The 17,489-nt window shown below is 71.5% G+C and carries 17 protein-coding genes; all 17 read right to left on the reverse strand.

The genetic code is table 11. The annotated features are described in order from the left end of the window. Positions 1-3: 3 nt before the first annotated feature. Complete coding sequence (dinB, locus tag BQ7391_RS08515; protein WP_075280209.1) at positions 4-1,275, reverse strand: DNA polymerase IV; 1,272 nt, start codon at positions 1,273-1,275, stop codon at positions 4-6. 71 nt (positions 1,276-1,346) lie between these two features. Continuing rightward, the gene (gene rsfS / locus BQ7391_RS08520; RefSeq protein ID WP_075280210.1) at positions 1,347-1,697 is read right to left on the reverse strand and encodes a ribosome silencing factor; all 351 of its coding nucleotides are present in this window, start codon (positions 1,695-1,697) and stop codon (positions 1,347-1,349) included. A gap of 10 nt (positions 1,698-1,707) precedes the next feature. Continuing rightward, on the reverse strand, positions 1,708-2,349 hold the full coding sequence (locus BQ7391_RS08525; protein ID WP_075280211.1) for an HD domain-containing protein: 642 nt from the start codon (positions 2,347-2,349) through the stop codon (positions 1,708-1,710). Then, complete coding sequence (gene nadD, locus BQ7391_RS08530) at positions 2,349-3,056, reverse strand: nicotinate-nucleotide adenylyltransferase (RefSeq protein WP_075280212.1); 708 nt, start codon at positions 3,054-3,056, stop codon at positions 2,349-2,351. The genes BQ7391_RS08525 and nadD overlap by 1 nt, the downstream gene beginning before the upstream one ends. Further along, positions 3,053-4,312, reverse strand: coding sequence for a glutamate-5-semialdehyde dehydrogenase (locus BQ7391_RS08535; RefSeq protein ID WP_075280213.1), 1,260 nt, complete (start codon positions 4,310-4,312; stop codon positions 3,053-3,055). Before BQ7391_RS08535 ends, nadD begins: the two co-directional genes overlap by 4 nt. A 73-nt stretch (positions 4,313-4,385) precedes the next feature. Then, positions 4,386-5,498, reverse strand: coding sequence for a glutamate 5-kinase (gene proB / locus BQ7391_RS08540; protein WP_075280214.1), 1,113 nt, complete (start codon positions 5,496-5,498; stop codon positions 4,386-4,388). Further along, complete coding sequence (gene obgE / locus BQ7391_RS08545) at positions 5,499-6,890, reverse strand: GTPase ObgE (RefSeq protein WP_129583945.1); 1,392 nt, start codon at positions 6,888-6,890, stop codon at positions 5,499-5,501. Positions 6,891-7,198: 308 nt separating this feature from the next. Beyond that, the gene (gene rpmA / locus BQ7391_RS08550) at positions 7,199-7,447 is read right to left on the reverse strand and encodes a 50S ribosomal protein L27 (RefSeq protein WP_072370712.1); all 249 of its coding nucleotides are present in this window, start codon (positions 7,445-7,447) and stop codon (positions 7,199-7,201) included. Positions 7,448-7,478: 31 nt separating this feature from the next. Next, on the reverse strand, positions 7,479-7,787 hold the full coding sequence (gene rplU, locus BQ7391_RS08555) for a 50S ribosomal protein L21 (protein ID WP_075280216.1): 309 nt from the start codon (positions 7,785-7,787) through the stop codon (positions 7,479-7,481). 184 nt (positions 7,788-7,971) lie between these two features. After that, positions 7,972-8,709, reverse strand: coding sequence for a TIGR03936 family radical SAM-associated protein (locus tag BQ7391_RS08560; protein WP_075280217.1), 738 nt, complete (start codon positions 8,707-8,709; stop codon positions 7,972-7,974). Further along, complete coding sequence (locus BQ7391_RS08565) at positions 8,706-10,583, reverse strand: TIGR03960 family B12-binding radical SAM protein (protein WP_075280218.1); 1,878 nt, start codon at positions 10,581-10,583, stop codon at positions 8,706-8,708. Before BQ7391_RS08565 ends, BQ7391_RS08560 begins: the two co-directional genes overlap by 4 nt. Beyond that, positions 10,580-11,518 carry a hypothetical protein gene (locus tag BQ7391_RS08570; RefSeq protein ID WP_075280219.1) on the reverse strand — a complete coding sequence of 313 codons (939 nt, stop codon included), beginning with the start codon at positions 11,516-11,518 and terminating at the stop codon, positions 10,580-10,582. The genes BQ7391_RS08565 and BQ7391_RS08570 overlap by 4 nt, the downstream gene beginning before the upstream one ends. 41 nt (positions 11,519-11,559) lie before the next feature. Next, positions 11,560-12,681, reverse strand: coding sequence for an FtsW/RodA/SpoVE family cell cycle protein (locus BQ7391_RS08575; protein WP_235858652.1), 1,122 nt, complete (start codon positions 12,679-12,681; stop codon positions 11,560-11,562). 106 nt (positions 12,682-12,787) lie between these two features. Continuing rightward, the gene (gene mrdA, locus BQ7391_RS08580; RefSeq protein ID WP_075280220.1) at positions 12,788-14,830 is read right to left on the reverse strand and encodes a penicillin-binding protein 2; all 2,043 of its coding nucleotides are present in this window, start codon (positions 14,828-14,830) and stop codon (positions 12,788-12,790) included. A 9-nt stretch (positions 14,831-14,839) separates the two neighbouring features. Next, the gene (mreD, locus tag BQ7391_RS08585; protein ID WP_075280221.1) at positions 14,840-15,382 is read right to left on the reverse strand and encodes a rod shape-determining protein MreD; all 543 of its coding nucleotides are present in this window, start codon (positions 15,380-15,382) and stop codon (positions 14,840-14,842) included. A 9-nt stretch (positions 15,383-15,391) separates the two neighbouring features. After that, complete coding sequence (gene mreC, locus BQ7391_RS08590) at positions 15,392-16,438, reverse strand: rod shape-determining protein MreC (protein ID WP_083662168.1); 1,047 nt, start codon at positions 16,436-16,438, stop codon at positions 15,392-15,394. Positions 16,439-16,442: 4 nt separating this feature from the next. Next, a complete protein-coding gene (mreB, locus tag BQ7391_RS08595) occupies positions 16,443-17,483 on the reverse strand; it encodes a rod shape-determining protein (RefSeq protein WP_075280222.1) in 1,041 nt (346 codons plus the stop codon). Positions 17,484-17,489 lie beyond the last annotated feature (6 nt).

The raw sequence follows: 17,489 nt of genomic DNA on the forward strand, positions 1-17,489 counted from the left end.
CCGTCAGAAGTCCGACTTGTTCATCGGTGCCGTGTCCGAGGTCCTCTGCCTGAAGCGCAGGTCGCGCCCATAGCCGACCGCGGAGTCTCCGAAGCGGTCTCGGACGGCGTCCGTCACGCGGCCGAGCGCCGAGAGGTCTCGCGCCGCGCCGGCCGCCCCCTCGCCCGGCTCGTCGAAGAGCGAGAGCTGCCGCTCGGCCCTCGACCCGTCGAACCCCGAGACGCCCACCCCCACGAGCCGAGCCGGCATCCCCTGCGCCCACACCTCGTCGAGCAGCGCCGCGGCCGCCCTGCCGAAGACGCGCTCGTCATCGGTCGGCGCCGGGAGCGAGCGCTGGGCGGTGTGCCCGTGCCCGACGTCGTACTTCAGCTTGAGCGTCACCGTCCGCCCCTTGAGGCCCTTGCGGCGAAGCCGGCGACCCACGACGGCGGCGACGTGCAGTATCGCCGCCTCGATCTCCTCGCGGTCAGTCAGGTCGGAAGAGAAGGTGCGCTCGTTGGACACCGACTTGACGTCATCGGGGGCGGCGGCCTCGGCGACGCGGCTGCGCTCGCGCCCGGCCGCGCGCACCGCCATCCTGGGCCCGAGGATGCCGAACTCCCGCTCGAGAGCGCGCGCGTCGGCGCGCGAGAGCTCCCCGAGCGTTCTGATGCCCATGCGGCGCAGGCGCCCCTCGGTCGCGGGCCCGACGCCGCTCATGGCGCCCACCGGCAGCGGGGCGAGAAACGCCCGCTCGGTGCCGGGCGGGACCACGGTGAGGCCGCGCGGCTTCTCGCGCTCGGAGGCGATCTTGGCGACGGTCTTGTTGGCGCCAAGCCCAATGGAGCAGGTGACGCCGAGCTCGGCCACCCTCGTCTGGACGCGGCGGCAGATCGCGACGGGGCTCTCCCGCGAGAAGCGCCCCGGGGTGACGTCGAAGAACGCCTCGTCGATGGAGACCTGCTCGACGAGGGGCGTCTCCTCCCCAAGGATCCCCATCACGCGCGAGCTCATCTCGCGGTAGCGGTCAAAGCGCCCCTGCGTCCAGATCGCGTCGGGGCACAGGCGGCGCGCGGTCGCCGAGGGCATGGCCGAGTGCACGCCGAAGCGCCGCGCCTCGTACGACGCCGTGGAGACCACGCCGCGGCGGTCCGCCGAGCCGCCCACGATGACGGGCCTCCCCCGCCACTCCGGATGGTCGAGCTGCTCGACCGACGCGAAGAAGGCGTCGAGGTCGAGCAGGCCCACGGCAGGGCCCTCCCATTCGAGGGACACGATGTTCGCAGCTCCGTCCATGGGTCGATTATATGCCCGCGCCCGGACGGACCCGCGCGCGGGCCGGCGGCCGCCGAGCGGCGGGCGCGGGCCTAGACGAGGTCGAGGCGAGGGGCGTCGCCCCAGAGGGTCTCGAGGCGGTAGAAGTCGCGCGACTCGGGGCGGAAGACGTGGACGACGACCGAGCCGTAGTCGACGAGCACCCAGGAGAGCGCCTCCCTCCCCTCGCAGGAAAGGGGCGAGACGCCGCAGTTCTTGGAGACGCGCTCGCGAACCTCGTCGACGATGGCGTCGACCTGACGGGCGTTGGCGCCGGTGCAGATGACGAAGTAGTCGCAGACGTCGGTGAGCGACGTGAGGTCGAGGCAGACGAGGTCGTCCGCCTTCTTGTCGTCTGCCGCCCGCGCGGCAACGCGGGCGATCTCAAGCGGGGTGAGGGGCATGTTCTTCTCCTTACGGGCGGGCCTCGGCGCGGCGCGCGGCGAGGGCGTTGTAGACTTCGATGGTGCCGGGATAGAGGTAGCGCCCTCCTTCGAGGACGTAGACGATGCCGCCGACGAAGCACTCCCAGAAGAGGTCGTCGAGCGACGCCACGCCCACGAGCGAGCGGCTCCGCTCGATGCCGGGCGTGTCGGGACGGAGCGGCTCGATCCCATCCGCGACGAACAGCACCTCGTCGAGCGGCCCCATGTCGACTGCGGCGGAGGTGTGGACGGAGATGGCGTGCCACACCTCGGGCGGCAGCTCGGGGTATCGCTCCGGCAGCGTCCGGGCGGCGATCGCGCCGTGGAGCAGCGGAAGGACGAGCTCGAGGTCGACCCCGAAGTCAAGCCCGAGCCCGCGCGCCTCCTCGAGCTGCTCGGAGGCGGAGGACGCCTTGGACCAGTCGTGGAGCAGCCCCGCGGCGTATGCGAGGAAGGGGCTCGCCCCGTAGTCCGCCGCGAGCCGCTCGGCGGTGCGGGCGACCGAGAGCGAGTGCGCGAGGCGTCGCGGCTTCCGCGCGAGGTGCTCGGTCACGTCGGCCTCGATCCTCCCGAGGAGCGCCCGCTCCTCGGGCGCGTACGCGGCGGACTCGGCGCGCCCAGCCCGGACCACTAGGAGACCACCTCCCCGGTCTGGCCGTACCTGCCCCTGCTGGCGCCATAGAGGCCGTGCTTGTGGAGGTAGCCCGTGACCTGGTCGGGAGTGAGGTAGCGCAGGCTCTGCCCGGCGCGCACGCGCTCGCGCAGGTAGCTCGATGAGATGGCGAGCGCGGGGACGGAGAGGTACGTAACGTCGAAGTCGAGCCCCGATGCCGCGATGACGTCCCAGGCGCGGTCGAGGTCGTAGCCCGGGCGCGTCGCGCCCACGAGGTGAGCGAGCCGAGCGATGTCGGCGGCGTCGCGCCAGGTGACGATCTCGGTGATGGCGTCGGCGCCCGTGATGAAATAGAACTCGACGTTTGGGGGGTAGAGCCCGCGGAGCAGCCGCAGCGTGTCGGCCGTGTAGGTGACCCCGTCGCGGTCTATCTCGAAGCGCGAGGCGACGAAGTGGGGGTTGTCGGCCGTCGCGAGCAGCGTCATGGCGAAGCGCTCCTCGCCCGAGGTGACGTCCTGGTCGAGCTTGAAGGCCGGGCGGCCGGCCGGCATGAACACCACGAGGTCGAGCCCGAGGTCGTCGAATGCCTGCTCTGCAGCGACGAGGTGGCCGTGGTGGATGGGGTCGAAGGTCCCGCCCATGATGCCGAGGCGGTAGGAGCGCCCCTCGTCCGCCCCGAGGACGGGCAGGTCGGCGGCGCGCAGCGCGGAGACGTCGACGCTCATCGCACCTGCCCGTCCCCGCGCGCGAGGTACTTCGTCGTCGTGAGCGCCGCGGCGCCCATGGGGCCGCGCGCGTGGAGCTTCTGGGTCGAGATCCCGATCTCGCCGCCGAGCCCGAAGACCCCTCCGTCGGTGAAGCGCGTCGACGCGTTGGCGTAGACGGCGGCGGCGTCGACCCCCGCGAGGAACGCCTCGCAGGCGGCGTAGGACTCGCTCACGATGGCCTCGGAATGCCCGGTCCCGTAGCGATTGACGTGCTCGATGGCCTCCTCGACGCCCTCGACGCAGCGGACGGACATCTTGAGGTCAAGGTACTCGGTCCCCCAGTCCTCCTCGGCTGCGGCACCCATCTCGACGCCGCACGACGCGGCGGCGGCGCGGGCCCCGTCGTCGCCCACGAGCTCGACCCCCCGCTCGGAGAGGGCGAGAAGGACGGGCGGCAGGAGGCGTCCCGCGGCGCACGAGTCGACGAGGAGGGACTCCGCGGCGTTGCAGACGCCGGGGCGAGAGCACTTGGCGTTCGTGACGATCCGCACGGCCTTCTCGACGTCGGCCTCGCGGTGGAGGTAGATGTGGCAGTTGCCGGTGCCCGTCTCGATGACGGGGACGGTCGCGCGCTCCACGCAGCGGCGGATCAGCGCCGCGCCGCCCCGTGGTATGAGGGCGTCGACCAGGTCGTTTGCGCGAATGAGCTCGTCGGTCTCCGTGTGGGCGGCGTTGTCGGAGACGTACTGCAGGGCGTCCGCGGGCAGCCCCGCCTCTACGAGCGCGTCGCGGCACGCGGCGGCGATCGCCTCGCAGGACTCGCGGGCCGCGGAGCCGCCCTTCAGGACGCAGGCGTTCCCGGAGCGCACGCAGAGCGCGAAGGCGTCGGCCGTGACGTTGGGCCGCGCCTCGTAGACGATGGCGACGACGCCGAGCGGGACGCTGACCTGCTCGATGCGGACGCCGCAGTCAAGCGTGCGGCCGCCGACGACGCGGCCGAGGGGGTCGTCCTGCCGCGCGATGTCCTCGAGGGCGGAGGCGATGGAGCGCAGGCGCCCGTCGTCGAGCAGCAGGCGGTCCTGGAGGGGCGCCGGCATGCCGGCCTCCCTTCCCCGCGCGAGGTCGCGCTCGTTCGCCGAGCAGATGTCGGCAGAGCGCTCGAGGATGAGCCGCGCGGCGGCGCGTATGGCGCCCGAGCGCGCGCTCGCGCTCGCCCGGCCGAGCCGTATGGACGCCTCGCGCGCGAGCGAGGCCTTGGTGCGAGCCTCTGACATGGGCCGCTCCTTTCGCAGGGTTCCCCCAGATTATATAGCGTCCTGCGCCCCGCGGCCCCGCGGGGCGGGCGCGCTAGAAGACGAGGAGGTCGTCGCGGTGGACGGCCGGCTGGGCGCGGTCCTCGCCGAGGAACCGCGCTATGACGTCCAGCTTGATGCCGCGGACGCGGGCCATGTCCTCGGACGAGTAGCGCGCGACGCCGCGCCCGATGACGTCGCCCTCGGGCGAGCGGACGTTCACGACGTCTCCCGCGGCGTAGCCGCCCGTCGTCGAGACGACGCCGACGGGCAGGATGGACGCGCCGTTCTCGAGGACGGCGCGGGCGGCCCCGTCGTCGAGGGTGATCGTGCCGCGCGGGACCTCCGCGAGGCCGATCCAGAGCTTCCTGCCTCCCTCGTGAGGGGAGCCCGCGGGCGCCTCGAAGCGCGTGCCGACGGCCTCTCCGGAGACGATCTGCTCGAGCACGCGGTCACGCCGGCCGCGGCAGACGACCATGGGGATGCCCGCGGCGAGCATCGCGCGGGCGGCTCGGAGCTTGGAGGCCATCCCGCCCGTCCCGAACGTGGTCCCCGCCCCGCCCGCGACGGACATGAGCTCGTGGGTGACCTCGCTCACGCGGCCGATCAGCTCCGCGCCGGGGTCGTCCTGGGGGTTGGCGGTGTAGAGGCCCTCGACGTCCGAGCAGATGACGTAGAGGTCGGCGCCCACGAGCGCGGCGACCAGCGCGCCGAGCATGTCGTTGTCGCCGAAGGCGAACTCGGCGGTCGAGACCGTGTCGTTCTCGTTGACGACGGGGACGGCGCCGAGCTCGAGCAGGCGCCCGAGCGTGCTCCTCGCGTTGAGGAAGCCGTCCCGGTCCATGACGTCGCGACGGGTGAGGAGGACCTGGCCGCAGGGGATGCCCCGCTCCGCGAGGACGTCGGCGTACGCCTGCGTGAGGTTCGCCTGCCCGGCGGCGGCGCACGCCTGCAGCGTGGCGATGTCGCCCGGGCGATCGGCGAAGCCCAGGACGTCACGGCCGGCGGCCGCGGCGCCCGAGGACACGACGACGACCCGCGTCCCTCGCGCGACGAGCGCGGCGACCTGGTCGCAGAGCGAGCGGATGAAGGCGCGGTCGAGCGCGCCGCCCCCGTCGACGAGGGTGGAGGACCCGACCTTGACGACCAGCAGCCTCGGGGCGCCCATCTAGGCCTCGCCCTCCCCCGGCAGGACCTCGTCGTCCTCGTCCGTGATCTCGTCGAAGTCGGGGGCGTCGTCGGCGCCCTCGAAGGTGAAGGCGAGCTCGAGGATGCGGACCTCGTCGCCGCTGACGGCGCCCGCCTTGGCGAGCGCGTCGTCGAGCCCGCACCGGGAGAAGCGGTGCTGGAGGTAGGCCACGGCCTCGTCGTTGTCCCAGTCGGTCTGGACGACCATGCGCTCCACCTGCGAGCCGGTGACGCGCCAGGCGTGACGCTCCTCGCGGGAGACGCGAATCTGGCGGTCGCGACGCTGCCGCTCGAGCTCCCAGCGCTCGCTGAGGTCGGGGGCGGGCCCGGACTCGGCGGCCGCGGCGCGCAGGCGCGCCACGTCGGCCGCGCAGGCGCTCACAAGGGCATCGAGCCCGGCGCCCGTCGCGGCCGAGACCGAGAAGAACGCGCGCCCGTCCGCCTCCGCGGCTGCGCGCAGGCGCTCGACCTGGTCGTCGACGCCCGGCAGGTCGCACTTGTTTGCCACCACGATCTGCGGGCGCTCGGCGAGCCCGGCGGCATAGGCGGAGAGCTCGGCGTTGATGGCGTGGTAGTCCTCGACCGCGTCGCGCCCCTCGTAGCCGCCCGTCACGTCGACGACGTGGAGGATGAGCGCGGTCCGCTCGATGTGCCGCAGGAACTGGTGGCCGAGGCCCCTGCCCTCGCTCGCCCCCTCGATGAGCCCGGGCACGTCGGCGACGACGAAGGACTGGCCGCTGGCGGCACGGGCGACGCCCAGGTTCGGGACAAGCGTCGTGAACGGGTAGTCGGCTATCTTGGGGCGCGCGGCGCTGATGCGCGCGATGATGGAGCTCTTGCCCACCGACGGCATGCCCACGAGCGCGACGTCGGCCATGAGCTTCATCTCGAGCTCGATCCAGTGCTCCCGCGCAGGCTCGCCCTTCTCGGCGAAGGCCGGGGCGCGGCGGACGGAGGTGACGAAGTGGATGTTGCCCCGTCCCCCCGCCCCGCCGGGGGCGACGACCACGCGCTCGCCGGGGCGCGTGAGGTCGGCGATGTCGAAGGCGGGCGTCTGGGTCTCGGGGTCGAGCTCGCGGACGACCGTTCCGACCGGCACGCGCAGCACGAGGTCCGCGCCGTCGCGCCCGTGTCTGCGCGCCCCCTGGCCGTGCGTCCCGCGCTCGGCGCGGAAGTGGTGCTTGTAGCGGAAGTCGATGAGCGAGGAGAGCTGGGGGTCGGCCTCTACGATGACGTCGCCGCCACGCCCCCCGTCGCCGCCGTCGGGGCCTCCCTTGGGCACGTAGGCCTCGCGCCGGAACGACATGCAGCCCGCGCCGCCGTCGCCGCCTTTGACGTTGATGTGGGAAAGATCGGTAAACGTGTTCTCCACGCGCTTCTCCTTTGTCCGGGCCCCCATGGTACGGCAACCGCCCAAGCGAGCACAACCGCCCGAACACGCACCCCGGCGGGGCGAGCCCCGCGCCCCTCGGGCATCCGCGCACCCCAGCTCCCCGCTCGTCGGGGCCCTGGGGTGCCGCAGCTCGGCGGGGGCCGGCGCGGCCCGCCGCGAGTTCTGCAGCCGCGTCCTCTGCGGCGAAGCTGTCCGAGCGCCGGGCCGCGCCGGGCCGCGCCGAGCGGACGTGCGGATACGAAAAGGGCCCCGACGAGCGGGGCCCTGGGGTGCGATGTGACCGAGACTTACGCCTCGCGGACGTGCACGCGATGCTTGACGCCCTTGGTGAACTCGACGGTGCCGGCGGTGAGGGCGAACAGGGTGTCGTCCTTGCCGATGCCGACGTTGTCGCCGGGGTGGATGTGGGTGCCGCGCTGGCGGACGAGAATCTCGCCGGCCTTCACGAACTGCCCGCCGTAACGCTTGGTGCCGAGGCGCTGTGCCTGCGAATCGCGGCCGTTGCGGGACGAGCCGAGACCCTTCTTGTGAGCCATGGTGTGACCTGCCTTCTACTCAGATACGAAACTACGCGGGAATCTCGACGACCTGGAGCTTCGTCAGGTTCTGACGGTGGCCCTTGGTGCGGTGATAGCGCTTGCGCTTCTTGAGCTTGAAGACGAGGACCTTCTCGCCCTTGAACTGGTCGACGACCTCGGCGGTGACCTTCTTGCCCTGGAGGGAGGCGGGGTCGACGATGGTCGTGGAGCCGTCGTTCAGGAGAAGGACGTCAAGCTCGACCTTGTCGCCAGGCTGCGCGTCGAGCTTCTCGACGTCGATGACGTCGCCCTTGGCAACCTTATACTGCTTGCCACCAGTTGCTACGATTGCGTACATGTGCGAAACCCTTCATTGCTGGCGTGAATGCAACAGTTGCTCATATTACTAGCAGCGCCCTCGCGCGTCAACGTGGAGTTGCCGTGACCTGCGGGTCCGTAAGGGAAAAGACGGCGCCCGAGCTCATGCGGGGACGATGCGGCCTTGCTCAGGATAGCGGCGCGTGCGGCTCGCTCGCAAAAAACTAGAGAGGCTCCACAAGACGCCCATCTTCCTCGTGGCGCTGCGCGACCCTGCGGACGCGCACGGCATCGGGCATGCCGCGCCCGGTCTCGGCGAGCGCCGCGTCGACGAGGGCGCGCAGCCGGAGCGAGGCACGCTCGCCCGACCGCGTCTCAACGCGAAGTCGCACCGAGCCGCAGGGGGCGTCCACGGCCGAGACGCCCACGAGCGTCGAGGCGAGGTCGACGGTCTTCTCTCGCTCCCCTCGCAGATAGGTGAGGGTCCCGCGCGCGCGCAGGGACTCGACGGCGCGCTCGATCAGGGCAGCCCCGACAGGCGACGCGACGAGCTCGACCTCCCAGCTCGAGCGGTCAAGCCAGGCCTCGAGGGCGGGGTCGGCGCCGGGGACGTAGGCGGCGCGCGTCGGGGCGAGCGCCGGGGGCGTCGCCGCTCGCAGGAGGCCGAGCGCCTCCCGCGCGTCGACGCGCTCGGTGAGCCGGATGTCGTAGTACTCGCACGCCGAGCTCGCGCCGACGGGGAGGGCGCCCGAGAACTGGAGCCGCATGCGCCGGGCGAACCCGTTGCCGATCGAGAACGGCAGCCCGGCGCGCCTGACGCAGCGCTCCACGGTGGCGATCACCTCGAGATGGCCGAGGTAGGCGAGCCGCTCGTCCTTCTCGTACTCCACGCGCAGACGCGCGAGCTCGGCCTTGGTCGGAAGGTCCTGCGGCCGCCCCGAGAATGGCTGCTGCCTCGTCATGAGCGCACCCCCTGTATGACGTTGCCGACGCCGAGCGCGGGGCACACCCCGCAGCCGGTGCAGCTCTCGCGCGTGCAGTCGGGCGTGGTGACGCCCTCCACGGCACGCAGCCACTCGCGCTGCAGGTAGCCCTTTGCGACGCCGGGCGACGTGTGGTCCCAGGGAAGCACGGCGGAGAGCGGGAACTCCTCGCACGCCACGTCGGCGAGGTCGAGACCGCACTCGAGCGCGGCGCGCTCCCAGAGGTCGAACCTGAACTCGCTCGTCCATGCGTCGAAGGAGCAGCCGAGCTCCCAGGCGCGCCGGACGAGGGGGAAGCCCGCGCGCCCCATCTTGGAGAGCGCCCCCTCGACGAGCGACACGTCGGCGTCGTGGTACGAGACGCGGATGGCGCGGTCGCGGACCTCGTGCAGCAGGAGCTGCTGCCTGCGGCGGACCTCGTCGGGGTCGAGCTGGCCCACCCACTGGAAGGCGGTGTAGGCCTTGGGCACGAGTACGGCGACGGATATCGAGACCGAAACGCCGCTCTTGGGGCCGCGTCCCACGACCTCGCGGCCGATCTCGAGCACGCGCTCGGCCATCCGAGCGATTCCGACGACGTCCTCGTCCGTCTCGGTCGGAAGGCCGATCATGAAGTAGAGCTTCATGCGCCGCCACCCCTGGGCGAAGGCGTTGCGCGCGGCGCGCTCGAGGTCGTCCTCGGTCACGTTCTTGTTGATGACGTCTCTCAGGCGCTGGCTCCCCGCCTCGGGCGCGAAGGTGAGCCCCCCGCGCTTCCCGCCCGCCACGGCGGCCGCCATGTCGACGCCGAACGAGTCGAGGCGCTGCGAGGGGATGGAGACGCGGATGCCCCTCCCCGCGAGCTCCTCGTTCATGCCGACCAGGATCTCCTCGCACTGGGAGTGGTCGGTCGTGGAGAGCGACGTGAGCGAGATCTCGTTGTGGCCGCTGGCGAGAAGCCCCTCCACGCCGCACGAGACGACCTGCTCCGCGGGGCGCTCGCGCACGGGGCGATACGTCATGCCCGCCTGGCAGAAGCGGCAGCCGCGCGCGCAGCCGCGCAGCACCTCGAGCGAGAGCCGGTCCTGGACGATGCCCATGTAGGGGACGATCCTCTGGGCGATGGCGGGGGTCCCCGCGAAGTCCTGGAGACAGCGCTTGCGGACGACCTCGGGAACGTCCTCGCCCGCCCTCGGCACCGCCCTCCCCCAGCGCGTGGTCGTGTCGTCCACCGCCACGTCGTAGAGCGACGGGACGTAGGTGCCGGGGACGCGCGCCAGGCGGCGCAGGACCTCGGCGCGGGGGACGCCCTGCGCCCGGGCGTCGCGGATGCACGCGCACGCCTCGACGATTGACTCCTCCCCGTCGCCGAGCAGGACGGCGTCGAGCGCGGGCGCGAGGGGCTCGCAGTTCCAGGCGGACGGGCCGCCGGCGAGGATGATGGGGTCGTCCTCGTCGCGCTCCGCAGACGTGAGCGCGATGCCGGCGAGGTCGAGCGCCTCGAGGACGTTGGTGGCGATGAGCTCGTGCGCGAGCGTGAACCCGATGGCGTCGAACGAGGCGAGCGGAGCGGAGCCCTCGAGGGAGAGCAGCGGCACGCCACGCTCGCGCATGAGCGCCGCCATGTCCCTCCAGGGGAGGTAGCAGCGCTCGCAGCTCATGTCCGGCTGGGCGTTCACGGCGTTGTAGAGGATGGCCACGCCGAGGTTGGGCTGCCCCACCTCATAGACGTCGGCATAGACCATGCAGAGGTGGAAGGGCCCCTCCTGCTCCTCGCACGCGCCCCACTCGTGGTCAAGGTAGCGGGAGGGGTGCTCGACCCGCGAGAGGAAAGGCTCGATGAGGTGGAAGAGGTTCTCGCGACGCGCCCTCATGCCGCTCCCCCGCCAATCGTGACGTAGTCGTCCGCGGGAGGGGTCGCGGGGAGGGCCTGGGAGGCCGGGCCCGAGGGGGCGGGGGCGGCGTCCCCGGCGGGACGGCCCGCGCGGCCCTCGTCCTCGAGCTCGAGGCGCAGCCTGATGGCGCGCGCCGTGGCGACGGTCCCCCCGTAGCCGACGCAGGCCTTGAGGATGGCGCCCAGCCCCGGAACGAGCCCCACGAGGGCGCGGGCGAGCGAGCGGTACGCGACGCCGCCGCCCATGACGCCGGCGAGCTCGGCCAGCCGCTCGAGGTCGACCTCCCGGCCGTACGCGGCGGCGATGTCGAGCGCGAGCGCGCACTGGCTCGCGCACATGATGGGATAGTCCGAGCCCGGGATGAGGCTCACCGCCCCCACCGCCGCGTTCTCGAGCGCCCTGCGCGCCACGAGCGCGTCGGTCACGGCGCGTCGGCAGAAGGGGAAGTTGGCGGCGAGGGCAAGCGTCTTGTCCGCGGACCGGGCGAGCCATGCGGCGAGGCCGTCGAGGAGCGCGGCCTCGCTCGAGCCGGCGATGATGCCCACGAGCGGGGCGGTCTGCTCTCCGAGCTCGAGCGGGGGGACGTCGAGCGCCCCCTCGGCAACCAGTGCGACGGGAACCCCGGCCCCGGCGTAGGCGCGGGCGAGCGCGGCGCAGGGGCCCTCGCCCACGAGGACGAGCGCGACGTCCGCCGCCTCAGAGCCATCGGGCGCGGCGGCGAGGCCGCGCACGTCGACGATGCCCCCGGGCCGCTCCGCGACGAGCGCGTCCCGCACGGCTGCGGCGACCGCCCGCGGGCAGGTCGCGTCTACGTGGACGCGCACGACCACCCGCTCGTCGCGCTGGGCGAACGAGCTCCTCCCCGAGGAGAGCACCTCGAGCGCCCTGCCCAGGGTGACCCTTCGCTTTGCCATGCATTCCTCCCCTCCTTCCGGGGCGCCCCCCGGGAACTGCCTCACGCGACCTTCTGGCGGTGCCTCCACACCGACTGCACGACCCCGACCGCCGCCATCTGCACGATCATGGACGACGAGCCGTAGCTGATGAACGGGAGCGGGATGCCCGTGATCGGCATTATTCCGATGCACATGCCCACGTTCTCGAGAACCTGGAAGGTCCAGAGGGCCGCGCACCCCACGAGCACGAGCTTGGAGAACGGCGACTCCACGCGCATGGCCAGCAGAATCGTGGCGAAGATCATCCAGGCGAAGAGGCCGAGAAGGACGAGCGACCCCACGAAGCCGAACTGCTCTGCGAAGGTCGCGAAGATGAAGTCCGTATGCGCCTCCGGGAGAAAGCCCGAGAGCGCCTGCGAGGCGTTGCCCACGCCCTTTCCGAGAAGCCCTCCCGAGCCGATGGCGATCTTGGCCTGGAGGAGGTTGTAGCCCTCCTCCGACGCCGTCCCCTCGGGGTCCATGAAGACGGTGAGGCGCTTGAGCTGGTACTCCTTGAGTATGTGCGGAATCCCCTCGATGGAGGAGGTTATCACCACGAACGCCGCGGCCGCCACGATGAGCGCGATCGTGGCGAGGACCCAGCGGCGCGGCGCGCCGCTGCAGATGATGATCGTGGCGCCGGCGAAGAAGATCATGAGGCCGGTGCCGAGGTCGGTCACCATGATGAGCAGGAGCGGCACGAGAAGCGTCCCGCACATCTTCGCGTAGTCGCGGAAGGAGTCGATCTTCCCGTTGTACTGCGCGCACGTCGCGGCCATGAGGAAGATGACGACGAGCTTGGCGGGCTCGGAGGGCTGGAACCGCAGGGGGCCGATCCGCACCCAGCCGACCATGCCTCCGCCCTCGACGCCGAGGCCCGGCACCTTGGGAAGCACCATGAGGACGCACGCGAGGACGAACAGCACGGTCGTCATGTTCGCGAGGTTCCGATAGTCGTAGCGCCAGGCCACGAACGCGACTGCCGCGCCGAGCGCGATGCCGGCGAGGTGGCTCGTGAAGTTGGCGTCCTGCAGCGCGAGGGAGCACGACCACATGGTGACCACGCTGATGATGAGGAGGAGCAGGGTGGGGATGAGCTGCGAGAGGTAGAGCTTCTCGAGCGGGCCGCCGCGCTTTCCCACGCGGGCTCCCCCGGACCCCCCTCGCCCCGCGCGCTGCGCGATGGAGGAGGGAGAGCCCCCCGCCCGCGGTGCCCAGACCGGTGAATTCGCGTGCCATGCTCCCCTCCTAGTCCGTGCCGCCGACTTCGGCGGTCGAGGTGTCGGGCTGCCCGTAGATCGTTCCGAAGATGTCGCGAACGACGAGCATGGCGCTCGACGAGCCCCAGTCCGCGCCGTCGACGTTGGCGAAGACGACGTACTTGGGGTCGTCGGCCGGGGCGTAGGCGCCGAACCAGCCCACGTTGCGGTCGACGGAGGTCTGCTCCGCGGTGCCGGTCTTGCTGCAGACGCGCACGTCGAGGTTGGTCCAGTGGGCGGCCTGCGTCGCGCTCTCCTCGTAGGTGACCCCGAGCATGCCCTGCTTGACCAGGTTGCGATAGGCGTCGTCCTCATGGACGTCGTTGATCTGCTCGCAGCGGTAGCGCGAGATGAAGCCGTCCCCGATGCGGGCGCGCACGCCGCGCATGACGTGCGGGCGCCAGATGGGGCCGCCGTTGGCGATGCCGCAGTAGACGCAGGCCATCTGGAGGCAGGTGACGAGCATGTCGCCCTGGCCGATCGCGAGGTTGCAGTTCTCGCCGCCCTGCCACGTGCTGTCCTCGTCGGAGTAGCCGAGGGACTTGAAGTAGTCCCACTTCCACGCCGCGTCCGGGACGCGGCCCGCCGCCTCGCCCGAGATGTCGATGCCCGTCGTTGACCCGAGGCCGTACTCCCGGAAGGTCTCCTGCATGCCCTCGGGGGTGTCTGAGTTCCAGAAGCCCTTGCCGATCTCGTAGAAGACGACGTCGCACGAGTAGGTGATGCCGTCGACGAGGCCCACGCCGCCATGGCCGCTCTCGCTCCAGCACCTCATGCCGTTGGGGTCGCTCTGGTCCCCCGACCACGTCCACCATCCCGTGCAGTAGTAGCCGGAGTCGGCAGACGCGATCCCGTGGTCAAGCGCCGCGAAGGTGGTGAGCGGCTTGATGACCGATCCGGGCGGGTACTGGCCGGCGATCGCGCGGTTGAGCATGGGGTTGTGCGCGCCCTCGTCCTGGAGCGCGTCCCAGTCGGCGGTGGAGATCCCGCCCACGAACACGCTCGGCGAGAAGGTCGGGTTGCTCGCCATGGCGAGGATCTCTCCGTTGGTGCAGTCCATGACGATGGCGGAGCCGCCGACCGAGTCAATGCCGGTGTCGCGCATCTCGCCCACGATGCGATCGAGGGACTCCTCGGCCGTCCGCTGGATGTCGACGTCGAGCGTGAGCACGAGGTCCGACCCGCTCTGCGGCTCGATGCTGGTGGAGAGGCCCAGCACGTCTCCGTAGGCGTCGATGTATACGACCTGCTCCCCGCGCACGCCCTGGAGCACGCTCTCGTAGGCGAGCTCGACGCCGGTCTGCCCCACGACGTCGCCCGAGCGATACGTGATGCCCTCGCCGTCGGACTCCTCGCTCGCGCTCAGCTGCTCGGAGGTCACGGTGCCGGTGTAGCCGACGACGTGGGCGGCGAGCGAGCCGAGCGGGTAGGAGCGCTGGGTGCGCTGCTCGACCTCGACGCCCGGGAACACGTCCGGGTGCTCCCCGATGTAGGCGACGACGCGCCGGGAGACGTCGACGGAGACGGTGCGGAGGCTCTGATAGCCCTCGGAGCTGTCCTGCAGGCGGCGGCGGACGGCCTGCGCGGGCATGCCGATGAGGTTGGCGAGCAGCTGGACCTCGACCTCGTCGTCGAGGACGTCCGCGCTCGCCGCCACGGTGAGGCTCGCGCGGTTGCTGACTATCTCGCGCCCGTTTCGGTCCAGGATGCGGCCGCGCGGGGCCTGCGTGTAGACCGTGCTCGTGCGGTTTGACTCGGCCTGCTCGGAATACTCCTCGCTCGAGACGAGCTGCATGGACCAGAGGCGCGCGAGCAGCGTGGCGAAGACGGCGCCGACCACCACGGCGAAGCCGGTGAGCCTGCCGGAGAGGGTCTTCTCGGCAGAGGAGTCCGAGCCTCCCGACGCGCGCGGGGACGCGCCGCCGATGTCGAGCGTGAAGGCGGCCTCCGAGCGGCCATACACCACGAAGACGACGATCAGAGCGACGGCGAGGACCGCGCAGACTATGACGATCACGAGGGAGAGGTCCATCGCAGCCCCCTACACGCCCCGCCTGGAGAAGTGCCCGCCGCCGAGGCTCGGCCCCGAGGGGACGTGGACGCGGGAGAAGTAATAGTCGAAGGGGAGGAAGAAGACGAAGGTGAGCGCCGCCGTGGGAAGCGTGCGGAACACGAGGACGTCGAGCAGCGAGTCCGCCTGCCCCACGAGAAGCATCGCCAGGTGGTAGGCGAGCGACACGGCGAGCGACGCCACGGCGAAGTGGGCCGTCGCCGACGCGAGGTCCCCCGCCATGCGGTTGCGCTCCTCCAGCCCGAGCGCGAAGGAGGACGTGGAGAGGCAGAAGGCCATGAGCCCGATCGGCCCGGTCGTCGAGAGGTCGAAGAAGAGGCCGGCGAGGAAGCCCGCCACGACGCCGCGCCTGCCGCCCGACTGAAGGGCGACGCAGGCGGAGAACACGAGCGCGAAGTTGGCCCGGCCGTTCCCGAGCCCCACGTTGGGCGCGAGGGCGAGCTGCAGCACCGCGCAGACGAGCGCGAGCACGGCGATGCTGCGCGACTCCCTGTTCCTGTCGGAGACCTGCATGGGCACCCCCTACTCCCCCGTCGTCCCTGCTTCGGCGTCGTCCTGCGCCGAGCCGTCCTCGCCCGATTCGCCCGACTGCCCGTCGGAGCCCGAGCCGTCCTCCCCCTCGCCCCCGTCCGAGGAGCCCTGGGATGAGGTGGACGAGCTGTCCTGGGCGTCCGCTGCCGCGATGTCCTCGGCGGTGGCGCGCTGCTCCTCGGTGAGCGAGGTGATGACGAGCACCTCCTCATAGTTCTCCGCATGCGCGAACGGCTCGACGACGATGGTGAGGTAGGCGGCGCCGGGAACGCTCTCGACGCTCACGACCTCGCCGAGGGGAAGGCCCTTGGGGAAGACGCCCCCGAGGCCGCTCGTGACGACGATGTCACCCTGCGAGACGCTCTGGTCGGCTCCGATCAGCGTGAGCTCGAGCTGCCCCGTCACCGTGCCGACGAGCATCCCCTGCGCGCGGCTCGACTGGATCATGGCGGAGACGGAGGAGCTGTCGTCGGTCACGAGGCGCACCGTCGAGGTGGCGGGCCCGCACTCGACGATCTGGCCGATGACGCCGGCCGAGGTCGTGACCGGCATGCCGACGGAGAGCCCCGAGGACGTCCCCTTGTCGATGGTGACCGTGGTCCCCCACGAGTCGCCCGATCCCGAGATGATCCGCGCGGCGGTGGACTGGAGGTTGTTGGAGTCGCGCAGGTCAAGCAGGCCCTGCAGGCGCTCGGCGGACTGCGCGGCCTCCTCGAGCTCGACGTTTCTCGCCTTGAGCTCCTCGTTCTCGGCGCGGAGCTCGGAGAGCGTCGCCTGGTCGGCGGTGAGGTTGGTGACGATGTTGCCGAGCCCCTGGAAGGGGGCGGCGACGGTCGCGCCGAGATAGCGGACCGGCAGCGTCACCGTCTGGAAGGCGCCGCGCGCCGCGGCGAGCGGGCCCTCTTCGCCGAAGCGGCAGCTCACGGTAAAGAGCGCGAGCGAGACGAGCAGGCACGCGACGAGCGTGCGCCCGCTGCCGCCCTTTCGGTTGTTGCCTATGGTCGGACCCGCCTGCCGCCCCCGCGTAGAGAGAGGCACGCGACTACCCGGCGCTCTGGACGAAGCCGCCCGAGAGCGCGTTGGCCTCGAGCACCTTCGCGCACCCGTTTACGACGTTCTCGAGCGCGGTCGGACTCACGTTGACGGGGACGCCCGTCTCCTCGCGCAGGCGCTGGTCCAGCCCGCGGAGCAGGCCGCCGCCGCCCGTGAGAAGGATGCCGTAGTACATGAGGTCCGAGGCGAGGTCGGGAGGCGTCACGTCGAGGGCGTCCTTGACGGCCTTGGTCACCTCGTCGAGCGGGCGGTCGAGGGCGCGGCGAATCTCCTCGCTCTCGATGCGCACCGACTTGGGCAGGCCGCTCATGACGTCGCGGCCGTTGACCTCGACGTCGAGCTCCTCCGCAAGCGGGGCGGCGGAGCCGACCTTGATCTTGATGTCCTCGGCGGTGCGCTCGCCTATGGAGAGGTTGTACACGTCACGGACGTGCTGGAGGATGGTCTGGTCGAACTCGTCCCCGGCGGTCCTGATGGACTGCGAGACGACGATGCCGCCCATCGAGATGACGGCGACCTCGGTGGTGCCGCCCCCGATGTCGACGACCATCGAGCCCGTCGGGTCCTCGATGGGCAGGTCCGCGCCGATGGCCGCCGCCATGGGCTCCTCGATGAGGTAGGCCTGGCGGGCGCCCGCGGAGATGGTCGCCTCGAAGACGGCGCGCTTCTCGACGGACGTGACGCCCGACGGAACGCAGACGACGACGCGCGGGCGCGGCGTCCACGGGTAGTGGTTGCCGCGGGCCTTCTCGATGAAGTAGCGGAGCATGACCTCGGTGACGTCGAAGTCTGCGATGACGCCGTCTTTGAGGGGTCGTTCGGCGATGATGGAGCCCGGGGTGCGGCCGATCATGCGCTTGGCGTCGGCGCCCACCGCGAGCACGCGGCTCTCGCTCTTGTCGATGGCGACCACGGAGGGCTCGTTGATCACGATCCCCTGGCCGCGAACGGCCACGAGCGTGTTGGCCGTGCCGAGGTCGATGGCGAGGTCGCCGCCGTACTCCCCGAAGAGGGTGTCGAAAAGTGACATGGTCCC

Source organism: Thermophilibacter provencensis, assembly GCF_900128445.1.
In the GTDB taxonomy this organism is placed as follows: domain Bacteria; phylum Actinomycetota; class Coriobacteriia; order Coriobacteriales; family Atopobiaceae; genus Thermophilibacter; species Thermophilibacter provencensis.